Source organism: Corynebacterium sp. (genome assembly GCF_043426755.1).
GTDB lineage: Bacteria > Actinomycetota > Actinomycetes > Mycobacteriales > Mycobacteriaceae > Corynebacterium.
The window spans coordinates 15,585-37,145 of the sequence record NZ_JBHWRP010000046.1; the positions used below are offsets into that span (position 1 = coordinate 15,585).

Annotated in this window: 20 protein-coding genes and 1 pseudogene; 12 read left to right on the top strand and 9 right to left on the bottom strand. The window is 62.6% G+C overall.

Features of this window, described 5'->3' with window-relative positions:
- Positions 1–13 precede the first annotated feature (13 nt).
- The 6 genes and pseudogenes from ACHFGA_RS04640 (at position 14) to ACHFGA_RS04665 (ending at position 6,281) form a co-directional block, all read left to right on the top strand.
- The gene (locus tag ACHFGA_RS04640) at positions 14–1,513 is read left to right on the top strand and encodes a gluconokinase (protein WP_026254287.1); all 1,500 of its coding nucleotides are present in this window, start codon (positions 14–16) and stop codon (positions 1,511–1,513) included.
- A 284-nt stretch (positions 1,514–1,797) separates the two neighbouring features.
- Entirely contained in the window at positions 1,798–3,549 is a 1,752-nt protein-coding gene (locus tag ACHFGA_RS04645; protein WP_081618001.1) for a S8 family peptidase, read from the top strand.
- Positions 3,550–3,621: 72 nt separating this feature from the next.
- Positions 3,622–4,437 carry a 3-methyl-2-oxobutanoate hydroxymethyltransferase gene (panB, locus tag ACHFGA_RS04650; RefSeq protein WP_394281260.1) on the top strand — a complete coding sequence of 272 codons (816 nt, stop codon included), beginning with the start codon at positions 3,622–3,624 and terminating at the stop codon, positions 4,435–4,437.
- A gap of 2 nt (positions 4,438–4,439) precedes the next feature.
- Positions 4,440–5,327, top strand: coding sequence for a pantoate--beta-alanine ligase (gene panC, locus ACHFGA_RS04655; RefSeq protein WP_018581221.1), 888 nt, complete (start codon positions 4,440–4,442; stop codon positions 5,325–5,327).
- 13 nt (positions 5,328–5,340) lie between these two features.
- Positions 5,341–5,615 (top strand): annotated as a pseudogene (locus tag ACHFGA_RS04660) (IS3 family transposase); the annotation flags it as partial.
- A 363-nt stretch (positions 5,616–5,978) separates the two neighbouring features.
- Positions 5,979–6,281: an IS3 family transposase gene (locus tag ACHFGA_RS04665; RefSeq protein WP_394281261.1), complete on the top strand. Its 303-nt coding sequence runs from the start codon at positions 5,979–5,981 to the stop codon at positions 6,279–6,281.
- Positions 6,282–6,297: 16 nt separating this feature from the next.
- Here ACHFGA_RS04665 and ACHFGA_RS04670 read toward each other — a convergent pair whose 3' ends face one another.
- The 6 genes from ACHFGA_RS04670 to ACHFGA_RS04695 form a co-directional block, all read right to left on the bottom strand.
- Positions 6,298–7,356 (bottom strand): LLM class flavin-dependent oxidoreductase, encoded by a 1,059-nt coding sequence (locus ACHFGA_RS04670; RefSeq protein ID WP_394281262.1) that lies wholly within the window; start codon positions 7,354–7,356, stop codon positions 6,298–6,300.
- A gap of 1 nt (position 7,357) precedes the next feature.
- Positions 7,358–8,017 (bottom strand): NADPH-dependent F420 reductase, encoded by a 660-nt coding sequence (locus ACHFGA_RS04675; RefSeq protein ID WP_018581218.1) that lies wholly within the window; start codon positions 8,015–8,017, stop codon positions 7,358–7,360.
- Between the two features lie 68 nt (positions 8,018–8,085).
- A complete protein-coding gene (locus ACHFGA_RS04680; RefSeq protein WP_394281280.1) occupies positions 8,086–9,207 on the bottom strand; it encodes an MFS transporter in 1,122 nt (373 codons plus the stop codon).
- Between the two features lie 91 nt (positions 9,208–9,298).
- Complete coding sequence (locus ACHFGA_RS04685) at positions 9,299–10,300, bottom strand: FAD-dependent oxidoreductase (protein ID WP_394281263.1); 1,002 nt, start codon at positions 10,298–10,300, stop codon at positions 9,299–9,301.
- A 10-nt stretch (positions 10,301–10,310) separates the two neighbouring features.
- Positions 10,311–10,916: a response regulator gene (locus ACHFGA_RS04690; protein WP_394281264.1), complete on the bottom strand. Its 606-nt coding sequence runs from the start codon at positions 10,914–10,916 to the stop codon at positions 10,311–10,313.
- The gene (locus tag ACHFGA_RS04695; protein WP_394281265.1) at positions 10,913–12,037 is read right to left on the bottom strand and encodes a sensor histidine kinase; all 1,125 of its coding nucleotides are present in this window, start codon (positions 12,035–12,037) and stop codon (positions 10,913–10,915) included. The genes ACHFGA_RS04690 and ACHFGA_RS04695 overlap by 4 nt, the downstream gene beginning before the upstream one ends.
- A 110-nt stretch (positions 12,038–12,147) precedes the next feature.
- Between ACHFGA_RS04695 and ACHFGA_RS04700 the strand changes: the two genes are divergently transcribed.
- The 3 genes from ACHFGA_RS04700 (at position 12,148) to ACHFGA_RS04710 (ending at position 14,689) form a co-directional block, all read left to right on the top strand.
- The gene (locus ACHFGA_RS04700; RefSeq protein ID WP_394281266.1) at positions 12,148–13,134 is read left to right on the top strand and encodes an ABC transporter permease; all 987 of its coding nucleotides are present in this window, start codon (positions 12,148–12,150) and stop codon (positions 13,132–13,134) included.
- On the top strand, positions 13,131–13,811 hold the full coding sequence (locus ACHFGA_RS04705; RefSeq protein ID WP_394281267.1) for an ABC transporter ATP-binding protein: 681 nt from the start codon (positions 13,131–13,133) through the stop codon (positions 13,809–13,811). The genes ACHFGA_RS04700 and ACHFGA_RS04705 overlap by 4 nt, the downstream gene beginning before the upstream one ends.
- 152 nt (positions 13,812–13,963) lie before the next feature.
- Positions 13,964–14,689, top strand: a complete 726-nt coding sequence (locus ACHFGA_RS04710) for a TIGR02206 family membrane protein (RefSeq protein WP_394281268.1) — start codon at positions 13,964–13,966, stop codon at positions 14,687–14,689.
- On the opposite strand, the gene ACHFGA_RS04715 is transcribed toward ACHFGA_RS04710, so the two are convergent.
- Positions 14,686–16,197 carry a bifunctional ADP-dependent NAD(P)H-hydrate dehydratase/NAD(P)H-hydrate epimerase gene (locus ACHFGA_RS04715; RefSeq protein WP_394281269.1) on the bottom strand — a complete coding sequence of 504 codons (1,512 nt, stop codon included), beginning with the start codon at positions 16,195–16,197 and terminating at the stop codon, positions 14,686–14,688. The two genes, ACHFGA_RS04710 and ACHFGA_RS04715, sit on opposite strands and share 4 nt — an antisense overlap.
- Before the next feature lie 43 nt (positions 16,198–16,240).
- The gene (locus ACHFGA_RS04720) at positions 16,241–17,053 is read right to left on the bottom strand and encodes an Fpg/Nei family DNA glycosylase (protein WP_394281270.1); all 813 of its coding nucleotides are present in this window, start codon (positions 17,051–17,053) and stop codon (positions 16,241–16,243) included.
- 70 nt (positions 17,054–17,123) lie between these two features.
- On the opposite strand from ACHFGA_RS04720, the gene ACHFGA_RS04725 reads away from it, so the two are divergent.
- Genes ACHFGA_RS04725 through ACHFGA_RS04735 form a run of 3 tightly spaced genes read left to right on the top strand, consistent with a single transcriptional unit; the run spans position 17,124 to position 19,902 of the window.
- Positions 17,124–18,617 (top strand): DUF1846 domain-containing protein, encoded by a 1,494-nt coding sequence (locus ACHFGA_RS04725; RefSeq protein ID WP_394281271.1) that lies wholly within the window; start codon positions 17,124–17,126, stop codon positions 18,615–18,617.
- Positions 18,618–18,626: 9 nt separating this feature from the next.
- Complete coding sequence (locus ACHFGA_RS04730; protein ID WP_394281272.1) at positions 18,627–18,959, top strand: Imm51 family immunity protein; 333 nt, start codon at positions 18,627–18,629, stop codon at positions 18,957–18,959.
- Between the two features lie 43 nt (positions 18,960–19,002).
- Positions 19,003–19,902 carry a rhodanese-related sulfurtransferase gene (locus tag ACHFGA_RS04735; protein WP_394281273.1) on the top strand — a complete coding sequence of 300 codons (900 nt, stop codon included), beginning with the start codon at positions 19,003–19,005 and terminating at the stop codon, positions 19,900–19,902.
- On the opposite strand, the gene ACHFGA_RS04740 is transcribed toward ACHFGA_RS04735, so the two are convergent.
- Entirely contained in the window at positions 19,899–21,542 is a 1,644-nt protein-coding gene (locus ACHFGA_RS04740; RefSeq protein ID WP_394281274.1) for an AbgT family transporter, read from the bottom strand. The genes ACHFGA_RS04735 and ACHFGA_RS04740 overlap by 4 nt on opposite strands.
- Positions 21,543–21,561: the final 19 nt, after the last annotated feature.

Consider the following 21,561-nt stretch of genomic DNA (forward strand, 5'->3'; position numbering starts at 1 on the left):
GAGCGTGACCATCATGAAGGCACCCAAGACCCGCAAGATCCCTACCATGTCCGTCCCGCTGGACGAATCGCGCGGACCGTACGTACTGGCGATGGATGTTGGGTCGACCGCCTCGCGCGGTGGGCTTTACGACGCATCGGGCCGCCCCGTCAAAGGTTCCAAGGAGCGCATCTCCCACGAATTTGAAAGCGGCAATGACGGCAACTCCACCATCGATGGGGACCAGATCGCCGCGGAATGTCGTGAGATCGTCGACGGCATCGTCGCCTTCGCCCGCGACAAGGGCCTGCAGATCAAAGGCGTGGCTTTCGATTCCTTCGCCTCCTCATTCATGCTTGTCGACGAGGATGGCAACGCCTTGACCCAGTGCGCCACCTACGCGGACTCGCGGTGCGCCAAGTACGTGCCGCATTTGCGTTCGCTTGTCGACGAAGATGCCTACCACCAGCGCACCGGCGTACGCATTCACACCTCTTATCACCCCGCAAAATTCTTGTGGGCGCAGGAGGAGTGGACGGACCGCTGGGAGGCTGCCCGCTGGGTGATGACCATCGGCGAGTATGTCTATTTGAAGCTGGCGGACGTGATGGGCTTGGCCGTGTCCACAGGCGCGTGGTGCGGCATCGTGGACGCGCGCACCGGTGAGCTGGACACCGAGATCCTTGAGGCCTGCAACGTGGACCCCAAGATGATTGCCCCACTGCATTTCCCTGATGAGCCCGACTACCCGACGGGCACCGACTGGCCAGAGCTGGATGGGGTGCCCTGGTTCCACGGCATTCCCGACGGCTGGCCCTCCAACGTGGGCCCGGGCGCGGTGGACGAGGCCACCATCGCCGTGGCGGCCGCGACCTCGGGTGCGATGCGCGTGCTGCTGCCGGAGGTTCCCGAGGAGATCCCTTCTGGGCTGTGGTGTTACCGCGTGACCCGCGACCAGGCGATTCTGGGCGGCGCGCTGAATGATGTCGGCCGGGCTGTGAGCTGGATGGAGCGGGTAATCACGCCCGTGGATCCGGAAGATTTGGATGCCGTGCTGCGCGGTGACACCAGCGAGTACGCGCCCGCTGTGCTACCGTTCTTCTCCGGGGAGCGCGCCACCGGGTGGGCGGCCGATGCGTCGGCAAGCTTCGTGGGCATGTCCGACGACACGAGCCCCTTGGACCTGTGGCGCGGCCTTATCGAGGGCCTCGCCATCTCCTATGAGCGCGTCTATGAACAGCTCGACATTGCGGGTGCCAGTCCGGAGCGCATCATCGCCTCCGGGCGTGTGACCACCGAGCACGAAGGGTGGCTGGCCGTGCTCGCCGACGCCTTGGAGTGCGACGTGATCCCACTGGCCATGAAGCGCGCGACGCTGCGCGGCACCGCGATCATCGCGCTTGACGTGATCAACCCCGGTGGAGAGCGCGCCGTCCCACCATTCGGTGAGCCCATTAAGCCAGTGGAGGAGCACCTCGAATACTTCAGGGCCTTGCGGAAGCGTTTCGACGAGCTCTACGGCAGTCTGATCTAGATACTGGAGCGCTAGCCGCGACCCCTCTGCCCGGAGACGGGTGGAGGGGTTTCGTGCTGCTTGGTTGGAGGTGCGATAAAACCACATGACCATTGCGTTCAGATTAGGCTAAGAAAGAATTAAGTTATGGGCCGGGTGAAGGTCTCGTCGTAAAGCATTCTGCGGGAATAAGTATCGTTTGACGTGGAAAAAGTGTCTATGTGGCAAAAGTTTTCGGGCTATGTAACAATGTGTTTCGATTCTAAGAAATCATTAAGATACACCCACAAGAGGAAAGGCCCTTCATGGTTGATAGAAGAGGGACAGCGCGCGCTTTCGCCGTCGCAGGCGTGATCGCGTTGGGAACCACCATGGCCATGCCCGCGGCACACGCACAAGACACTGAAGGCGTGGAGGACCGGGAACAATCGGAAAGCCGCCTAGCCACCACAGAGCTCACGATTGATCAGAAACAGACGGACCGATTCATCGTCCGCTACAAAGACAACTCCGAAACCCCGCAGGACCGCCAGACTGCCACTAACTCCGCCGGCGATCAGGTGGGGGTGGACGTGGACGAAGTGCGCTCCCGCCCTGACGGCACCGTCGTGGTTTCCGTGGACAAGGTCTTGGAACCTGCTGAATCCCAGGAATTCATGGACCAGATGACCGCCACCGGCAACGTGGACTACATCGAACCGGACACCATCATGACGGCGTTTGCCGCCAACGACGAATTCTACAACCTGCAGTGGCCCTTCCACGGCCCCAACGGTGGCCGCGTGGAGGAAGCGTGGGAAGCAAGCCCAACCAGGGGCGACGGCGTGACCGTTGCCGTGGTGGATTCCGGCTACGCTGCCCACCCGGACCTGGATGCGAATGTGGTTGCCGGATATGACTTTGTGTCCGATCCTCAAGCTGCCCGCGATGGCAACGGCCGCGACAACAACCCCACCGACGAAGGCGACTGGTACGCCGCCTACCAGTGCGGGAACAATCCACATGCTGCTGTCTCCTCGTGGCACGGTACCCACGTGGCTGGCACCATTGCCGCCCAGGCCGACAACGGCATGGGGGTTGCCGGTGTCGCACCCAACGCCAAGGTGCAGCCACTGCGTGCCCTCGCTGCCTGCGGTGGGTATACCTCCGATATTGCGGACGCCATCATGTGGGCATCCGGTGCCAACATCCAGCAGGTGCCACGAAACAACACCCCAGCGCAGGTGATCAACCTGTCCCTGGGCGGTAATGGTCGCTGCTCCCGCACCTACCAATCCGCGATCGACACGGCCCGCCAGAACGGCGCCACGGTCGTCGTCGCCGCAGGCAATGAGCGCCAAAACGCCGCGAACGTCCAGCCCGCTAACTGTGAAGGCGTCATCACCGTGGGCGCTTCTGGTGAAACCGGCAACGTGGCTTCCTACTCCAACTTCGGCGACCGAGTCGACGTGACGGCGCCGGGTGGTGACTTCCAGCGTGACAGGGGCGTGCTGTCTACTCTGAACTCTGGCGAAACCCGCCAGGGGCGCCCCAACTATGCCTACTACCAGGGCACGTCCATGGCCACCCCATTTGTCTCCGGGGTCATCGCGAACATGCTCGCGGTTGATCCGAGCCTTTCTCCTGACCGCATCGAGCGGATCATCAAGGACACCGCCCGCCCGATGAACTGCCAGTACGGTTGCGGCGCTGGCCTGATCGACGGTGGCGCAGCAGTTCGTAGTGTCGCCGGCAATGCTCCCGCGCCCGTGCAGCCGGCTCCGGAACCTGAGCCTGTCGAGGCACCGTTGCCGAACGACGAGCAGCGGGAGATTGGCCTACCTGTTCCTCCGGAGGAGAGCGAACGGGATGCGGACGACGATCGCCCACGCCGCTGGACCCCATGGGATCTGCTCGGCGGCAACCCAGACGGTGAAGAGGAAGCAGCACCTGCCCCGCGCGAAGCCCCCGAGCGCCGGTGGAGCCCATATGACCTCCTTAATGGCTACAACCAGACCGCTAACCAGACAGAATCAGAGCCAACCGCCCGCTGGTGGAAGCCCTGGACCTGGTTATAAATCGCATTGCGCGGTGAATGAATATCTAAAAGTGGCTGCACCAGCCAAGGGTGAGTTCTAGGCTTAAGGCTTATGACTCAGCCAATTCGGCGGCTCCGCACCGGCTACTTCGCGAAAGCGAAAGCCGAGCGGCGCCGCTTTTCTATGCTCACCTCCTATGACGCGTTGACGGCGCGCATTTTCGACGACGCCGGCATCGACATACTGCTGGTCGGTGATTCGGCCGCCAATGTGGTCTATGGGATGGAGACCACCCTGCCAATCACGCTTAACGAGATGATCGCCATGGGTGCCGCTGTGGTCCGCGGGTCCCGCCGCGCCTTTGTGGTGGTGGACTTACCCTTCGGCACCTATGAAGTTGGCCCTGAGCAAGCGCTGGCAAACGCGGTGCGCGTCATGCAGGACACCGGTGCGCACGCCGTGAAGCTGGAGGGTGGGGTCGCGCGCGCAGAGACGATTCGCACCCTGGTGGGCGCAGGAATCCCTGTGTGCGCGCACATCGGATACACCCCTCAGTCTGAGCACGCGCTCGGCGGCTATGTCGTCCAGGGGCGCGGTGACTCTGCCCAGGCTGTGCTTGCCGACGCCCACGCGGTCGCCGAAGCCGGCGCGTTCGCGGTGGTACTCGAGATGGTTCCAGAGAAGGTCGCTGCCCAGGTCACCAAGGAGGTGGGCATCCCTACCATCGGTATTGGTGCAGGTAAGAACACTGATGGGCAGGTGCTCGTGTGGACGGATGCCTTCGGAATGGATCCGCACGGCAAAGCACCACGCTTCGTTCGTCGATACGCGAGCCTCGGCGAGGAACTCACCCGCGCCGCCCGGGCCTACCATGACGACGTGATCGCTGGGGACTTCCCCGGCGCGGACGAAACTTTCAAGGAGTGACCATGCTGGTGGTGAGTACCCGCGCCGAGCTGTCCCGTGTGCTGGCCAACATCAAGGGCAAAGACGGCGGGGCAGGCACGGTGGGGCTGGTGCCGACGATGGGCGCGCTGCACTCTGGGCACGCGGCACTGATGCGGGCGGCGCGTGCCGAGTGCGACGTGGTCGTCGTGAGTGACTTTGTGAACCCGTTGCAGTTCACTGACCTTGGCGATTGTGATGACTACCGCCTGTATCCTCGCGATCTTGAGGGCGATGCTGACGTGTGCCGTCGCGCCGGGGTAGATATTCTTTTCGCTCCCAGCGTTGAGGAAATGTATCCCAGTGGTGTGCCTGCAGTGTGGGTGCGTGCCGGGGAGCTGGGGGAGGTGTATGAGGGCGCGTCACGTCCGGGGCATTTCGACGGGGTGGCCACCGTGGTATCCATCCTGTTTCACCTGGTTGGTCCGGACCGCGCGTATTTCGGGCAGAAGGACGCCCAGCAAGTGGTTGTGCTGCGCCGCATGGTGGCTGATCTACATTTTCCGGTTGAGATCGTCGCCGTGCCCATCCAGCGCACCAGTGAGGGCCTGGCGGAATCCAGCCGGAATCAGCGACTGAGCGCCCAGGGAAAAGCGGACGCGCTGGCGTTATCGCGTGCCCTGCGGGAGGTAGAGACGCGGCCGGTGGACGAAGTGCGCGCTGAGCTGGCTGCCGCGCAGGGTGTTGTGCTGGACTACTTCGAACTAGTAGACCCAGCGACTATGCGTCTGCTGCAGGATCCCGCGCAGCGGCCTGCTTTGGCGATCGTCGCTGCCGAGGTTGAGGGCGTGCGTCTGCTGGACAACGCGATTCTGGGAATCACTACCGCGAAGGAAAGTGCTTCAACTAGCGCACGAACGCAGCAGAGATGACGAAAGAGGGAGATATGACCGCACAATCCTGGCATACGAACTATCGAGATCACCCTCGACAGCGATGAGTCAACCTCGTTGAAAAACGCGATTGACTCACATACGCCAGCAGAAGGCCTTATGGTGCACACAGATCAAGGTATTCATTATCAACATTCCAGCTGGAGCGAGCTTATTGCCTCTGTCGATGACTACATCGTCTGGTACAACAACCGACTCCAACAACGACTCAAGGGCCTGACCCCGATGCAATATCGGAATCAGACCCTTGATGCCCTCATCGCCTAGAATTAAACCAGTCCAACTTTTAGGGGCTAGTTCAACCTATAAACCGATAGGATTCGCAGATGCTTACTTGGTTAGGGATAAAAAGAGAAGTCAACACCCCCAGGCTCGACAGTTTTTTAGTGGTGTTTCGAAGAGAACAGTCGTCATAACACTGGCAAGTGCATTAGCAGTCATGATAGGCGTCCGGATGAGTTTAGTAACACTTTTACCTGATGTTGTATTGAACGACCCGGTGGGGGCAGTAATGCCAGGGGTCATAGGGCTTTTGATGACCTTGATACTAGTAGGAGTGGTAGAGCGATTGGTTACAGACCAGAACCCGTAGCACTCTGATGAAAATCTAGGAGCTTTTTATAACAGCCATTGCAAGTAGCCTTTACCCGTTCAGAGGCTAGTTCAGCAACTTTTCGTTCTTACAACAAAACCCGGGACACTTCATTTTGGTCAACATTGAAAACCGAGTTCTACGACCGTCGGACATGGCAGAACCGTGATCAAGCGCGTCGAGCCGTAGCACATTGGATTGAAGCGTTCTACAACCGGCAGCGGCGTCACTCTTCACTCCGCTACGTCAGCCCCTGCGACCTCGAGAAAGCGAAGGTCGAAGGCGCACTGATTCATGGATGTATGTGTGCGCCCTTCAACTTTCACCACCGAGAATTCTGAGCGTCCGCCTAGACTCCTACTGATACTTCTGCGCCAGCAGGTGGTCCACGCGGGGCTTGACCTCTTCAGCCAGCAGGCGGATCGAGTCCAGTACGTACTCGTGCGGGGTGGCGCCCACGTCCATCTGGAAGAAGTGGCGCATGTGCCCCAAATGCTCGTGCAGGTTGACGATACGACGAGCAATCTCGTCGGGGCTGCCAATGAAGTAAGCCCCGTGCTCGCCGGCCTGGGCGTAATACGCGCGGGTATCTGGTTCCTGCCAGCCGCGCAGCTGCCCCATCTCAATGTTCAGGTTGATCCAGCCCGGCAGCATTTTCTCAAGAGCCTCATCCTTGGTCTCCGCGATGAGTCCCCAGGTAGCTACGGACACCTTAAGTTGTTCGTCGGAATGCCCTGCCTGGCGCCCGGCCTGCCGGTAGAGCTGGGTCAGGGGTGCGAAGCGGGCGGGCTGGCCACCGATGATGCCATAGCTGACGGGCAGCCCGAGTTGCCCGGCGCGCATGGAGGAACCAGGGTTGCCGCCGGTGCCCAACCAGATGGGCAGCTTTCCTGAGACCGGGCGTGGAACGACGGCTAGGTTATCGATCTCCGGTCGGGTTGTGCCTGACCAGGTGACCTTTTCTGTCTCTGAGTTGTTGAGGGTCAGGAGGAGGTCGAGGCGGTCGGCGAAGAGCTCGTCGTACTGTTGCAGCGAGTAGCCGAATAGGGGAAAGGTTTCTGTCGAGGAGCCGCGCCCTGCGGTGATTTCGACGCGGCCGGGCGCGATGGCATCGGCGATGGCGAACTGTTGGAAGACGCGGACCGGGTCATCCGTGGAGATGATGGAGGCGCCAGAGCCGAGTGTGATCTGTTTGGTGGCGGCTGCCGCGGCGGCGATCATGGTGCCCGGCGAGCTCATGGGCATGGTTTCGGTGTGGTGTTCGCCGATGCCGAAGTAGTCGAGGCCCAGTTCGTCGGCAAGCGTGATTGCTTCGAAGAGGTTCTGGATGGTGGTGCCGGTGTGGGTGAGGTTGCCGTCGGCGTCGCGTTGGGTGTCGCCGAAGGAGTAGACGCCGATTTCGATGGAGGGGATCATGTTATGCCTGCGCTTTCGCTAGTTGGAGAAGGTGGGTGAGCTCGCGGGAGTTGTGGGAGCCGTTGAAAATTTCGGTGCCGTTGGCCATCGCGCGGGCGTCGTTGAGGGTGCCGGCGTCGACAGGGTCGAAGCCGACAGTGTCGATGAAGTTCATGACCAGCTGTTTTGCCTCTTCGTCGTCGGCGGCGACGGCGAGCGCTCTGCGGTCGGGTGCGCCAGCGGGGCGGTGGTCCTCATCCATGTCGTGGTAGCCGATGTGATTGAGGGTGCGGACCACGGTGGATTGGGCTAAGTGCTTAGCGACGATCTCTGAGCTGGATAATTCTGGGTCCTCGAAGGCATCGATGGTGCCGTCGGTGGGTGCCCAATAATTCATGGTGTCGATCACCACCTTGCCGTCGAGCAGGTCGGGGTCGAGCTCCTGGTATTTGCGCAGGGGGATCGACACGACGACAAGGTCTGCTGTGGCGATCTCGTGCGTATCGACGGCGCGAGCCCCGGGAACCATGAACTCGGTGAGCATCTGGATCTCTTCTTTGGGCTTCGCGGTGGCAATGAGCGTGGTGTATCCGGCGTTAGTGGCTAAACGCCCGATGGCGGTGCCTACTTTGCCGGCGCCCAGGATGCCGACGGTGGTGATCTGTGGTGGGGTTTTCGTCATAATGGCCCCAGCCTATCTAGTGATGGTGACTTGTCAACAACCTAGTGTGGGCGTGGCCGGATGCGCCCTTAACGCAGCAGCGGGCGCGACCACAATGCCAACGTCAGCCCGGCCGCCGTTGCGAGCACGCCCAACAGAACAACGGTGCCGGGCAAAAAGCCACCGTCCACAGCGACTGACCCCAGGGCGGAACCCGACGCGATACCTACCTGATATGTGACCACGTAGATGGAGCTCGCGCGGTCCTGATTCTCCTTACCCGCGTGCAGGAAAATGGTCGTGGCCACGGTGGGCAGCGCACCATAACCGGTGCCGAAGATCGCGATCATGAGGAAGATCAGCGCCACAGTGGTCGTGCCCGTCGATGCGAAACCAAGCAGGCCCAGGACGGCGGCGAGCACCATGGAACCAGCCGTCAGAGTATTCAGGCGGATCATGCGCGTATCCACCATGCGGGTCGCCAGCAAGACGCCGACCACCCCGAAACCGCCGAAAGCCGCAAGCCCAATGGCCACCAGCTCGGGGCCGGATGTGACCTCCACGATTAGACCCAAATAGGTATAGGCGGAAAAGGCGGCGGTGACGGCCAGCAACAAGTACACGATCAACGAGGGCAGCGCTGAACGCTGACGCACCTGCTCGGTGGCAGGTGGGGGAGTGCGGGCAGGCATCGTCGGCAAGCTGAAAAACAAAGCGATAAAGGCGAGCACAACGAGCCCGCCCAAAAGCCAGGTGGCGGTGCGCCAACCCAACAACGTGCCGAAGAAGGTGGCCAGTGGGGAGCCAACCACAAGCGCCATCGTCGAACCGATCGAGACCACGCCAATCGCCCGGCCCGCATGGCCCGCCGGTGCCAGGCGCGCTGCCATCGGATTCACCGCGGACCAGAACAAGCCGTGGGTCAGAGCGGCTGCGACACGGCCGGCCACCAACACCCAATAATTTGTGGCGATGCCTTGCAACACGATGCCCAGGATCAAAAATAACAGCGTGGACATGAACAGCGGCTTGCGGTTCAGGTTGCGCGTGAAATACATCAGCGGGAGCGTGACCACGGCCACGATGCCCGCATAGACCGTCATCAGCAGACCGATCTGCCCCTCCGTCACGCCGAGGTCGCGCGACATCGGGGTGATCAGGCCCACGGCGAACATCTCGAAAGTGACGTAGATGAACGCCGCGAAACTCATCGCGGAAAGGGGCAGATACGGAAACTTTTGTGGCAAACCGTGCACCCTAGTCCTTCACCGCACACGTGTGCTCGGCGGCGCCCCGCACTAATCAGCGCTGCGCGATCGCCGCCGCCGTCTGCTTCGCAAAGGGGCTGACCCCCATGATCGTGTCCGCGCCGGGCCCATTCGCCTCCGCAAAGCCCACCAGGTAGAGGCCCTCCACGGTCGGCTCCGTACTATCCAGCAGGTGCTGGACCGGGCCCCAGGCGGGCCGGAAGCCAGTACACCAAATGAGGTGGTTGAGGCCCTCAAGCTCGTCGAGGTCATCGACCATGGGCTGCGCCTGCAATCGGCCCTCGTCGCGGGCCCTCTTAACCCCGGGGACCATGACAATATCGCCCAAGTTCTCCACGTCACCTGGATCTTCCTCGCCCTTAGCGGCGGCCAGGTAGCGCTCCCGGTTGCGGCGGAACAAGTCAGCGCCGTCGATTTCGTCGGGCATCCATCGCGGTTCGCTCCGGGTCAGCCACACGACCTCCGCGACCTCGGAGAGTTCGGCCGCGATCTGCGCGCCTGAGTTCCCGCCGCCGACAACGGCCACCTTCGTGTCCCGGAAAGTCTCCTTTCCGGGGTAGTTCGCCGCGTGCCAGAACTGGCCTTCCAGGGTGCCCGGCACCGAGGGGACAAAAGGTGCGGTCCAGATGCCGGTGCACACCACCACGTTATCGGTGGTGAATTCGAGTGGTTCGGCGGTAGAGAAATCGTCGGCAGGCGCTGCGCGAACGATGAAGCGCTCGCCGTCATGTTCCACCTTGCCCACCACGTAGGGCCTGCGGATATCGAAGTCATAGCGCTCTTCCCACGCGGTGAAGTAGTCCACCACATGGTCCCGCGGCGGGTAGCCCTCATAGCTGGGCATGGGCATGCCGGGCAGGTTAGAAAAACCCGCATTAGAAAACAAGGTGAGTGAGTCCCAGTACTGCTGCCACGCACCGCCGGGGCCGGGTTGGGCGTCGATAAGCACGGGCTCAATCCCGTTGCGGCGGAGGTAGTAGGCGGTGGCGAGGCCGGCTTGGCCTGCGCCGATGATGATAACGGGAACGTGCTGCATGCAACCCACCCTAAAGCAAGCGCCGCTGGCGTGCCTGATCCACCGCCGCCGTACAATTGTCCACGCCCAACTTCGAATAGATGTGGATCAGGTGGGTTTTCACCGTCGCCTCAGAAATGAACAGCGCGGCGGCGATCTCCCGGTTCGACTTGCCGGTCTGCAGCGCCTCAAGGATCTCCATCTCGCGCGCGCTCAAGGCCTCGTCGGGGCGCATCATCCGGTCCGCAAGCACCTCAGCAACCTCCGACGACAGGGTGCGCCGGCCGGCCGCCGTGGCCACCACCGCCGCGTGCAGCTCCGACTCGGGCGCGTCTTTCAGCAGGAAACCCATCGCGCCGGCCTCCACCGCGGCCAGGATATTAGCCTGGGTGTCATAGGTGGTCAGGATCAACACCGGTGGCCCGCCTTCGGCCCGCAGACGCCGGGTGACCTCAATCCCGTCCACCCCCGGCATCTGGATATCGGTGATCACCACGCCCACGCCCTCCGGCATCTCGGCGATCGCTGCGCCGTCAGAACCTTCGGCCACCACTTCCACATCGGGGAAGTTGTTCAAAATGGCGCGCAGGCCCGCGCGGACGACCGGGTGATCGTCGATAAGCATCACATGAATCATGGCTGCACCTCCCGCGGCAGGCTCGCTGCCAGCACCGTTCCGCTTGACGACGACTCTACCGTGAATGTTCCTCCCGCTTCCTCCACGCGGCGGCGCAGCTGGGTTAGCCCATAACCCGGGGCCGTGTGCATGCCGCCGCCGTTGTCGAAGACGTCCACGGTGAGCTGCCCCGGCAACGCATCCACCGTGATCACCGCCTGGGTGGCATGCGCGTGGCGGGCAATATTACTTAAGCCCTCGCGCACTACCGCGGCCGCCACATCGGCGGCCGGGCCGGTAATGTTTGGGGCCACGCTGGTGCGGATGTCCAGGGGTGTGCCCAGCGCGTCTTGGCGGCGGCGCACCTTCTGGGCCTCGTGCTCAACGCGCTGGTCAAGCGGAAGATCGGTGTTCGTTTCGCCGCGGATCAGGGCGCGGGCCTGGGCCAGATTGTCCTGCGCGGTCTCCTCAATCGAGTCCAACGCTTCCACCACTGCCTCGCCCTGGCTGCCCCGCCCGGCGCGCGCCAGCAGCACAATCGATGAGAAACCCTGCGCCAACGTGTCATGGATCTCGCGAGACAGGCGGGTGCGCTCCTCCATCACGCCGGCCTGGTGCTGAGCCTCCGCCAGATCCTCCTGCGTGTGCGCCAGCCGGGTGGCAAGCTTGCGGTAGTGCTCCGTTTCGCGCTTCAAGGCCTGGTAGGAGTAGTAAATCACCACCGCAAGCACGGTGCCGATCCCCGGGCCTACCGCCCCCGCAACACCTGAGGCCGGCACGGAGACCACCACGGCCACCACCCACGCCAGAAAAGTTGCCACCACACCCCACGGGGCCGGCGCCACATACAGCAGCAAAAACACCAGCGGGAACAAGAGCCACACAAAGCTTGGGGAGGCCCACACCAGCACCACCCACAGCGCGCTGATCACCACCAGCCAAACCACCGCGGTGGTCGTCGAAAAGCGTCCGCCCCGGTTATGCCACACCGTGCCCACCACATACACCGCGGCAAACACGGCGGCCACGCCCACCACCCACGGCTGATCCCACACCTGGATCACGCCCAGCAGCAACAAAAACGCCACCAGCACGTGCAAAGCAATGCGTAAGGATAACAAAATACGGTGCGTGGTTTTCACCCCATCCACGCTAGCGCCGGTTGGTGGAACCGGGCTCAACCGATCGGTTGATTTCAGAATCCACCCTGCAGGCGATGTATATAGTGCCTGGTCGGACGCATGATGAAAGCATGTTCGTAGGAATGAGAGAATTACGCCGCGCCCCCGGTCGCATCGGCCTGATCACCGCAGTGGTGGGACTGATCACCATGCTGCTGGTCCTGCTGACCGGGCTGACCGCCGGCCTTGGCAAACAAAACACATCCGCGCTTGAAGCGCTCAACCCCGCCGGAGTGATCTTCGAGGACCCCGAGGACCCCTCCTTTACTACCTCGCGTATCGACGATGCCCCTGCCGGCACCACGCCCTTGGGCACTGCCCAGACACTGTTGCAGGACGCGCAGGGTAATGAGCAGTCTGTCGCCGTGCTGGGCCTGCCCGAAGGTACGCAGCTGCCCGGGGGAGAACAGGTGGGCGACGGGGCGGTGGCTTCTTCGTCGCTAGGCCTTGCGCTTGACGACGAGGTCACCCTTGGTGCTGCCACCACCAGCGTCGATGCCGTGGTTGAGGACACCCACTACTCCCACACGCCCGTGATCTGGGTGCCCACGCAGGTGTGGCAGCAGGTCGCGCACACCGATGCTGTAGGAACCGTGGCGCTGACCGATGACGCCGACGCGCCGGGTGCCGTCACCCTGAAGGAATCCTTCCAGGGGCTGAGCGCCTACCAGTCTGAGCAGGGCTCACTGCTGACGATGCAGGGCTTCCTCTACGCTATCTCCGCACTTGTCACGGTCGCGTTCTTGTCCGTGTGGACGATCCAGCGCACCCGCGACCTCTCCATCCTCAAGGCCATCGGCGCGACCAATGGGTATCTGCTGCGCGATGCCCTAGGCCAGGCGGCAGTCATCCTCGCTATCGGCGTGGTCGCAGGCACGCTGCTCGCCGCCGCCATTGGTCTGGCCGCTGCCACCGTGGTGCCTTTCTCGCTGGGCTGGCTGTCCATCCTCGGTCCGGCTGCCGGCATCTGGGTGCTCGGCATGATTGGTGCCGCCCTGACCACCCGCACCATTACCCGCATCAACCCCAACGACGCACTCGCAGGAGCAACAGCATGACACCTTCCAACACGCCTTTGAGCATTTCTAACGCCACAGTCACCTACCCCGACGGCCTCACCCGCTTCACCGCCTTGGACAGCGTATCCCTGGAACTGGACGCCGGCGAGCTGGGCTTCGTCGTCGGCGAATCCGGCTCCGGCAAATCCACCCTCCTGTCCGTGGCCGGCGGGCTGATTAGCCCGGATTCCGGCACCGTGCACGTCGCCGGTGAAAAGCTGACCGACGATAACCGTGCCGCCGTACGCCGCGACCACATCGGCATCATCTTCCAGCAGGCCAACCTCATCGGATCGCTCACCGCCGCCGAACAACTGCTGGTCACCGACCACATCCGCGGTGTGCGCCCCCGCCGCGATCGCGCCGACGAACTCCTGGAACGCGTCAGCCTTGAAGGCCTTGGCGATCGCCCCATCGGTCAACTCTCCGGCGGGCAACGCCAGCGCGTCGGCATCGCCCGCGCCCTGATGGGCGAACCTGAGCTGGTGCTTGCCGACGAACCCACCTCGGCTCTTGACAGCCGTTCCACCGCGGAAGTGGTGACGCTCATCCGCGACTTGGTCCAGGACACCGGTGTGGCCTGCATGTTTGTCACCCACGACCGCTCCCTGCTGCGCGAGGATGACCGCGTGATCACCGTCGCCGATGGCCAGGTGCTGGAGCCGCAGCTGATCTAGTCCACATCTTGCAAACCGATATAGTCCTCGCCCCATAGTACGTGATGCCATTTCGTTTTCATTAAGCCACTCGCACTATGCACGGAGGACTATATCGCTTTGCGGGTGGTCAGCCACGTGTTGAGGTGGGACGCGCGTTAGAATCGCTCACCATGGCCTATCAACCGCCTCCGTGGACTTCACTACACACTGGCAGGTCGCACCAGACCATTAAACAGTTCGACCGCACGCACCTCACCGTGCTTGTTTTAATCATCATTATCTCTGGGATCCTCGTCGTCGCAGTGCGCCAACTGCCAAAGAACGTGGTCAAAGCCGCACGCAAGGTAGCGGGCGTCCTCCTTGGGGTGATGGTCTTTTCCTACTACGCCTACGTGCTGCACCCGCAGCGCATCGTGTGGGATGAGACGGCACCTTTCCACGTGTCCGATTTCCTGCGCGTGATCACCCCATTCGCCGTGCTGTCCGATAACCCCACCGCCACCGCCCTGAGTTTCTACTGGGGCACGCTGCTCAACTCCATGGCGCTGCTCACCCCAGACATGGCATACGTGTTGGACCGGCCCCGTCTCCAGGAGTTGGCGTACTGGTTCTTCCACGCGGTAGCGCTGGTGGTCCCGGTCGTGCTCACCTTCGGCCTGGGTTACCGTCCGAGCTGGCGCGATTGGCGCGTGACCACCGGAATCACCGCGGGCTGGGCCGTCTTCGCCGCGCAGATGAACAAGCTGACCGGCGGGAACTACGGCTTCTTGGCCCGCCCATCGCGCGGGTGGTCGGTGCTGCACATCCTCGGCGGGTGGCCCACCTATATCTTTATTCTGGTCCCGGCAATCCCCACGATCTGGGCGGGCATGACCTGGTGGGCTAATCGTCGTTAAGCGCGTGTGAGCTGTGCCGATGCTGCAGGGACGGCGTCGGCGATTTTCGTGGCGCTCGTCGGGCCCTCACCGTAGGGGGTGGTTGCGCTGAGCTTGGCGGCCGCCGCGTGGATGGCCACGGCCTGGACCACCGCGTCCGGGGTGCCGGCGGCCAGGTGCGCGCCGGCGATGCCCGAAAGCACGTCCCCGGAGCCGGGGGTTGCCGCCCAGGAATTGCCGGCGTCGATGATGTGGGTGCGGCTGCCACCTGCGATGATCGTCGAGCGTCCCTTGCGCACCACCATCGCCTGGAGGTGCCGCGCCAACGCCTCGGTTTCTGCGAGGCGCCCGGCGGAATCGAGCCCGCAGGCCTCCCGCAGGCGCGTGAACTCGCCATCGTGCGGCGTGAGAACAGTGGACGCTTCGCGCTTGACGACGAGGCCCCTTAAGTTCTCGTGTTCTGCCAGGAGGGTGAGCCCGTCCGCATCAATGAGGACTGGCAGGTCTGTTTCTAGGAGGTGCTGGAGTTCCGCCGCGGCCTCCTCGTCGGTGCCGGCGCCGGGGCCGAATACCCACGCTTGGACGCGGCCGGCATCCTGGATGGTCTCGGTGACCACGACCTCTGGGTGGGCGCGCACCACCTCTAAAGCTTGGGGGCCGGCATAACGCACCATGGCCGGGGTCGCGTTGACAGCCCCGCGCACAGAGAGCAGCGCCGCTCCCGGATAGGTGCCGCTGCCAGCGCGGATGCCCACGACGCCGCCGCTGTACTTGTCGTCGGTAGCGCTCGGTTCCACGCTGGTGATGGCAGGCGGGCGCAGGGTCTGCAGAGCCTGCAGCGGCTCAAGCCAGGAGGATTCTGGCAGAGTGGCGCGGTGTAGAACATAGGGGGAATTCTGCCGCTGCAGAATGCTGGACAGGGATGGGGTGCCGATTTCCGCGAGTACCTGCAGCCCGCACTCCGGCGCCAATCCGTGAGCCAGGCGGAAGCCACCAAAGGTGACGGTCACATCGGCGGTGACGTGCTGGGGGTGGGCTAGGCCGGTATCGGCATCCACGCCGCTGGGCACATCAACCGCCAGAACGGGCACCTGCCCGGCGCGCGCGGCCTCGATGATGCGGTAGGGTTCGTCGTCAATCCCGCCCGACCCGCCGATGCCGGTCATCGCATCGATCACTAGCTGGTAGCGGGCGCACTCCTCGTCTGTCGGCGCTTCCTTAAGTACCGTGCCGCCCGCCTGTTCAAAGACCGTCAGCGCGGGTTGGTGCGCCTCACCCGCGGTGAGAAAGGCTGAGACTGCTACGCCCTGCATCGCTAATTGGGCGCCGGCATATAAACCGTCGCCACCATTGCCCCCTTTGCCGGCCAGGATCAGAACCGCGGGGTGATCGTCGTCAAGCACCAGTGCCCGCGCCACCTCAAAGACAGCCGAGGCGGCCTGCTGCATCAGCTGATCCGGGAAATCCTGCGCCTCAAGCAGGGGTTCTTCGGCGGTACGGATCTGGTCGGCGGTATAGGCGTAGCTCATGGTGCCCAGGGTAGCGCCACACCGCAGACGCGGGGCGAGGCGGCTAATTCGGCTGGCAGTGCGAACACCAGAACAGGTTGCGGCCCTGCATCACCTCGAAGGACACGGGCGTGCCGCACACATAACAGGGCTCGCCTTCGCGGCGGTAGACGTAGACTTCGCCGCCGTGCTCGTCGTCACGCGCGGCGCGCCCCATCGTCTCGGGCATGTGCTCATCGCGCACAGTATTAATCTCCCCGTCGCGTACGCCCAGGCGCATCAGCAGAACAAGGTCCTCCCAGAGCGCGTCGAACTCGGCGCGGTCTAGCTGGGTGCCGGTGAGGAAAGGGGAGATGCCCTGGCGAAACAGCACCTCGGCGCGGTAGATATTGCCCACGCCGGCGAACATGGACTGGTCCATCAGCATCGCGCCGATCGTGCGGCGGGAGCGGTGCACGCGCTCCCACAGGCGGTTCGGGTCCGCGTCGTCGCGGATCGGGTCCTCGCCCACCCGCGCCAGAATCGTCTCGCGTTCCTCTTCCGTGATCAGGCGGCAGAACTGGGGCCCGCGCAGGTTAGCGGACTGGTTTTCCGTTTCGATGCGCAGGCGCATTTGGCCCCAGTGGGCGTCGGCAGGCTCGAAGCGCAGATGCCCGATCAGGCCCAGGTGGATGTAGACGATGTGGGCGGGGGCCTCCACGTCGAAGTCGATGAAGAGGTGCTTGCCGAAGGTCTCTGCCTGGGCGATCTGTGAGCCGTCGAGCACCGCCGCTTCCTGCGTGAATCGGCCCTGGGGGCTGCTCACGGAAAGGGCTTGGCCGCGGAAATCTTCGTTCAGGCGGCCGGCGAGGCGATGGATAATGTGACCTTCAGGCATGAAGATCAGTATAGGGAGGCATGCGGTAACATTGGCCCGTACGTCGTTCATGCGATTCGGAGGACAGGCAGTGCCCCACACCATTGGTTTTGACCGCGAAAAATATATTCAGCTGCAGTCAGAGCACATCAATAAGAGGCGGGCAGAAATCGGGGGCAAGCTCTACCTCGAAATGGGCGGCAAGCTTTTCGACGACATGCACGCCGCCCGCGTCCTGCCCGGCTTCACCCCGGACAATAAAATTGCGATGCTGGAGCGCATCAAGGACGACGTGGAAATCATGGTGTGCATCAACGCCAAGGATCTCACCCGCCAGAAGCGGCGCGCCGACCTAGACATCCCCTACGAAGAAGACGTGCTCCGGCTGATCGACGAATTCCGCAGCGCCGGGTTCCTCGTCGAACATGTGGTGATGACGCAGCTCGAAGACGGAAACACACCAGCCGAAGCGTTCATCGCGCGCCTGGAACGCCTGGGACTGAAGACCGCGCGCCACCGCATGATCCCCGGCTACCCAAATAACACGGAGCTGATCGTCTCCGAGGAAGGCTTCGGCCTCAACGACTACGTGGAAACATCGCGCGACGTGATCGTGATGACCGCGCCGGGCCCAGGGTCCGGCAAGCTAGCCACCTGCCTCTCGCAGGTCTACCACGAGCACAAACGCGGCATCAATGCAGGTTATGCGAAGTTTGAGACGTTCCCGATCTGGAACCTGCCCCTCGAGCACCCCGTGAACCTGGCCTATGAGGCCGCCACCGCGGACCTGGACGACATGAACCTGATCGACCCCTTCCACATGAGCGCCTACGGCGAGCAGGTGACCAGCTATAACCGCGATGTCGAGGTATTCCCGCTGCTCAAGGCGCTGCTGAAGCAGGTGCTGGGGGAGTCGCCCTACCAGTCGCCCACGGACATGGGCGTGAATATGGCCGGCTATTGCATTTCCGACGACGAGGCCTGCCGCGCCGCATCCCGCCAGGAAATCATCCGCCGTTACTTCAAGGCGCTTGTCGACGAACGCCGCGAGGACCGGGACGAAGATGAATCCACCCGCATCTCCATGATCATGCGGAAAGCTGAGATCACCGTCGCCGAGCGCACCGTGGTTGCCGCCGCCCAGAAGGTGGCCGCTGATACCGGCAGCCCGGGTGCCGCACTAGAGCTGCCCGACGGCACCATCGTGACGGGCAAGACCTCCGAACTGTTAGGCCCGTCTGCCGCCGTTGTGCTCAACGCACTGAAGCACCTGGCCGGCATCCCCGACGAGGCCCTGCTACTGTCGCCGGAATCCATCGAGCCGATCCAGACACTGAAGACCGAGCACCTGGGCTCCTCCAACCCGCGCCTGCACACCGACGAGGTACTCATTGCCCTAAGCGTGTCCGCCGCCGACAATGAGGAATCCCGCCGGGCGCTCGCCGAACTCCAAAACCTGTCCGGCTGCGACGCCCACACCACCACCATCCTGGGCAGTGTCGACGAGGGCATCTTCCGCAACCTCGGCGTGCTGGTCACCTGCGACCCGCAGTATTGGAAGAAACGGCTCTATTACAAGCGGTAGGCTTGGGCCATGTCTGTTGACTTCAATCATGTGGAATACATCGGCGGCTACTCCCTGATCTTCGAGGCCTTCACCACGGACGTGGATCAGACAATCGCAGACCGCGGCTTCTCACCCATGGGCTACTTCTGGGAGCGAGTGGTGGTCTACCTCTGGGAATGCGACCGCCTCGACGGCCCCTTCTCTTTTGACTGCTCAGCCGACTTCTTCTCCGCATCCTCCGCGGAGGCCGAACCGATCGAACAGCTCAAGGCCACGCTTGAGGAACTCACCTCCCAGCCCGCCGCCATCACCTCGCTTATCGACGAGGCCCTCGCCGACGATTTCGAGCTCGAGTTCTAGGGGGCTTTTAGGCACCTAGGCGGCCTGCGATTATTCTGGGGTTATGTCGCAGAGCAAAATCCTTCTTTATTACCAGTTCCGCCCTATCGCCGACCCAGAGGCGATCCGGTTGTGGCAACGCGACCTGTGCGAATCCCTCGACCTCCACGGACGGATCCTGATTTCCGAGCACGGCATCAATGGCACCGTGGGCGGCGACATGGACGCCTGCAAGAAGTATGCGAAGAAAACCAAAGAGTACTTCAAGGGCATGGAGTACAAGTGGTCCGAGGGTGGCAAGGAAGATTTCCCGAAACTGTCGGTAAAGGTGCGCGATGAGATCGTGGCCTTCGGCGCGCCGGGCGAGCTCAAGGTGGATGAGCACGGTGTGATCGGCGGCGGCGAGCACCTGAAACCGCACGAGGTCAATGAGCTCGTCGAAAAGTACGGCGATGATGTCGTATTTTTCGATGGGCGTAATGCGCGTGAAGCGGAGATCGGCAAGTTCAAGGGTGCGGTGGTGCCCGATGTGGAGACGACGCATGACTTCATCGACGAGCTGGAGTCCGGCAAGTATGACTGGATGAAAGACAAGAAGGTCATCAGTTACTGCACGGGCGGTATTCGCTGCGAGATCCTCTCGTCGTTAATGAAAAACCGCGGGTTCAACGAGGTCTACCAAATCGACGGGGGCATCGTCCGCTACGGCGAAAAGTACGCGAACTCGGGCCTGTGGGAGGGCTCGCTCTTCGTCTTCGACGCGCGCCAGCACACCCAGTTCGGTGATCCGGATGACCCGAACTACATCCAACTGGGGCACTGCGTTCATTGTGGCGCGCCGACGAATCAGTTCCAGAACTGCACCAATGAGCCCCACCATCGCCAGCAGTACCTGACCTGCGATGAGTGCTGGGAGTCCAACCCGTTCTGCGCGGAGTGCACGGCGGCGAAACAGCCGAACTAGACCGCCGGGTACTCCATCGGGGAGCCCGGCCCCAGCGGAATGCCCATGTAGTACCAGGCGAGGAAGAAGAGGAACCAGCCGCCCATCATCGTCATTGAGTAAGGCAGGGCCAGCGACATCAGAGTGCCCACCCCGGCCTTGGAGTAGTAGCGCTGCAGGAAGGTCAGGGCGAGGGCGAAGTAGGGCGACATCGGGGTGATGATGTTGGTTGGCGAATCACCAATGCGGTAGAGCATCTGCGTGACTTCCGGCGAGACACCGAGATACATCATGATGGGCACGACCACCGGTGCCATCAACGCCCACTGAGCGGAACCCGAGGTGATGAGCAGGTTGAGCATGGCGACCAGCAGCACGAATACGGCAAACAGCGCCCAGTGCGGCAGGTCCAAGGCTTGGAGCAGTTCGGCGCCGCGGATGGAGGTCCACTGGCCCAGGTTGGACCATTCGAACCAGGCCAGGAACTGGGAGACAGCGAAGAACAGCACGATCATCGGCAGCATCGTCTTCAAGCCTTCGGCCATCATCTCCGGCACGTCTGCAGCAGAGGTGATGGAGCGCGCCACCAAGCCGTAGGTGATGCCGCACAGCAGGAAGAAGGCGGTGATCGGCACCGCAATCGAGCGGATCAGCGGCGAATCCATCACCTGCCCATCGTTGACAAACGGCGAACCCGGCACGAACAGCAGCGCGAAGTACACCGCGAGCAAAATCGCCAGCACCACGCCGGTGACTTTCAGCGCCTTCTTCTCATGTTCGTCGAGCTTCAGCTGCTCCAGGCGCTCCTCCTCCGTCTTGGGTACCTCGTCGCCGAAGGAGACTTCCTCTTCGTTGATCTCGTCGTGGTTGATCATCTGATGTGCTTTCTTATCGACGAAAAACTCCGTCACCACTGTGATGATCAAAGACAGCACGATGGCCGATGGGATCACGAAGAAGATATTGGCCAGCCCGGAAACTTCGTAGGTGTCGTCGACAAGCTGCGCGGCCGAGGTGGAGATGCCGGCGAGCAGCAGGTCGGTGATATTCAGGACGAGGGAGGCATTGAAGCCCGCCGACGATGCCGCGAACGCGACCATCGCGCCGACGATCGGGGAACGCCCCAGCGCGTAGAAAGCCATCGCGCCCAGCGGAATCACGATCACGTAAACGGCGTCAGAGGCCACTGAACCCGTCACGCCGGCCAGCGCCACCACAAAAGTCAGAGTGCGTGGCCCTGTTTTGGAGACCATCCCGCGCACGGCCGCCGAGAGCAGGCCCGAATGCTCAGCTACGGCCACACCCAGCATCGCCACCAGGATGACACCAAGCGGCGGGAAGGTGACAAAGTTATTCACCGCATCGGAAACCATTTGCTGCAGCCCGTCACGGGTGAGCAGGTTCACCACGTCCACCGTCTCACCGGTGTCGGGTTGGGTGGCGCTCATCCCGATCTGTGAGCCGATCCACGAAGCGACCAGCGTAACGCCGCCCAGGATCACGAAGAGCCAGAATGGGTGCGGGAGCTTGTTGCCTATTCTTTCGACATACCCCAGGAAGCCTTTGGGTTTGGCTTGTGTTTCGCTTGTCGAGCTTGTCGACGAGTCGTCGTGTTCAACAGTTGTGCTACCCGAAGTGCGGGCCTCATGGTCTTTAGTCATGGGTGTCCATTCATAGGCT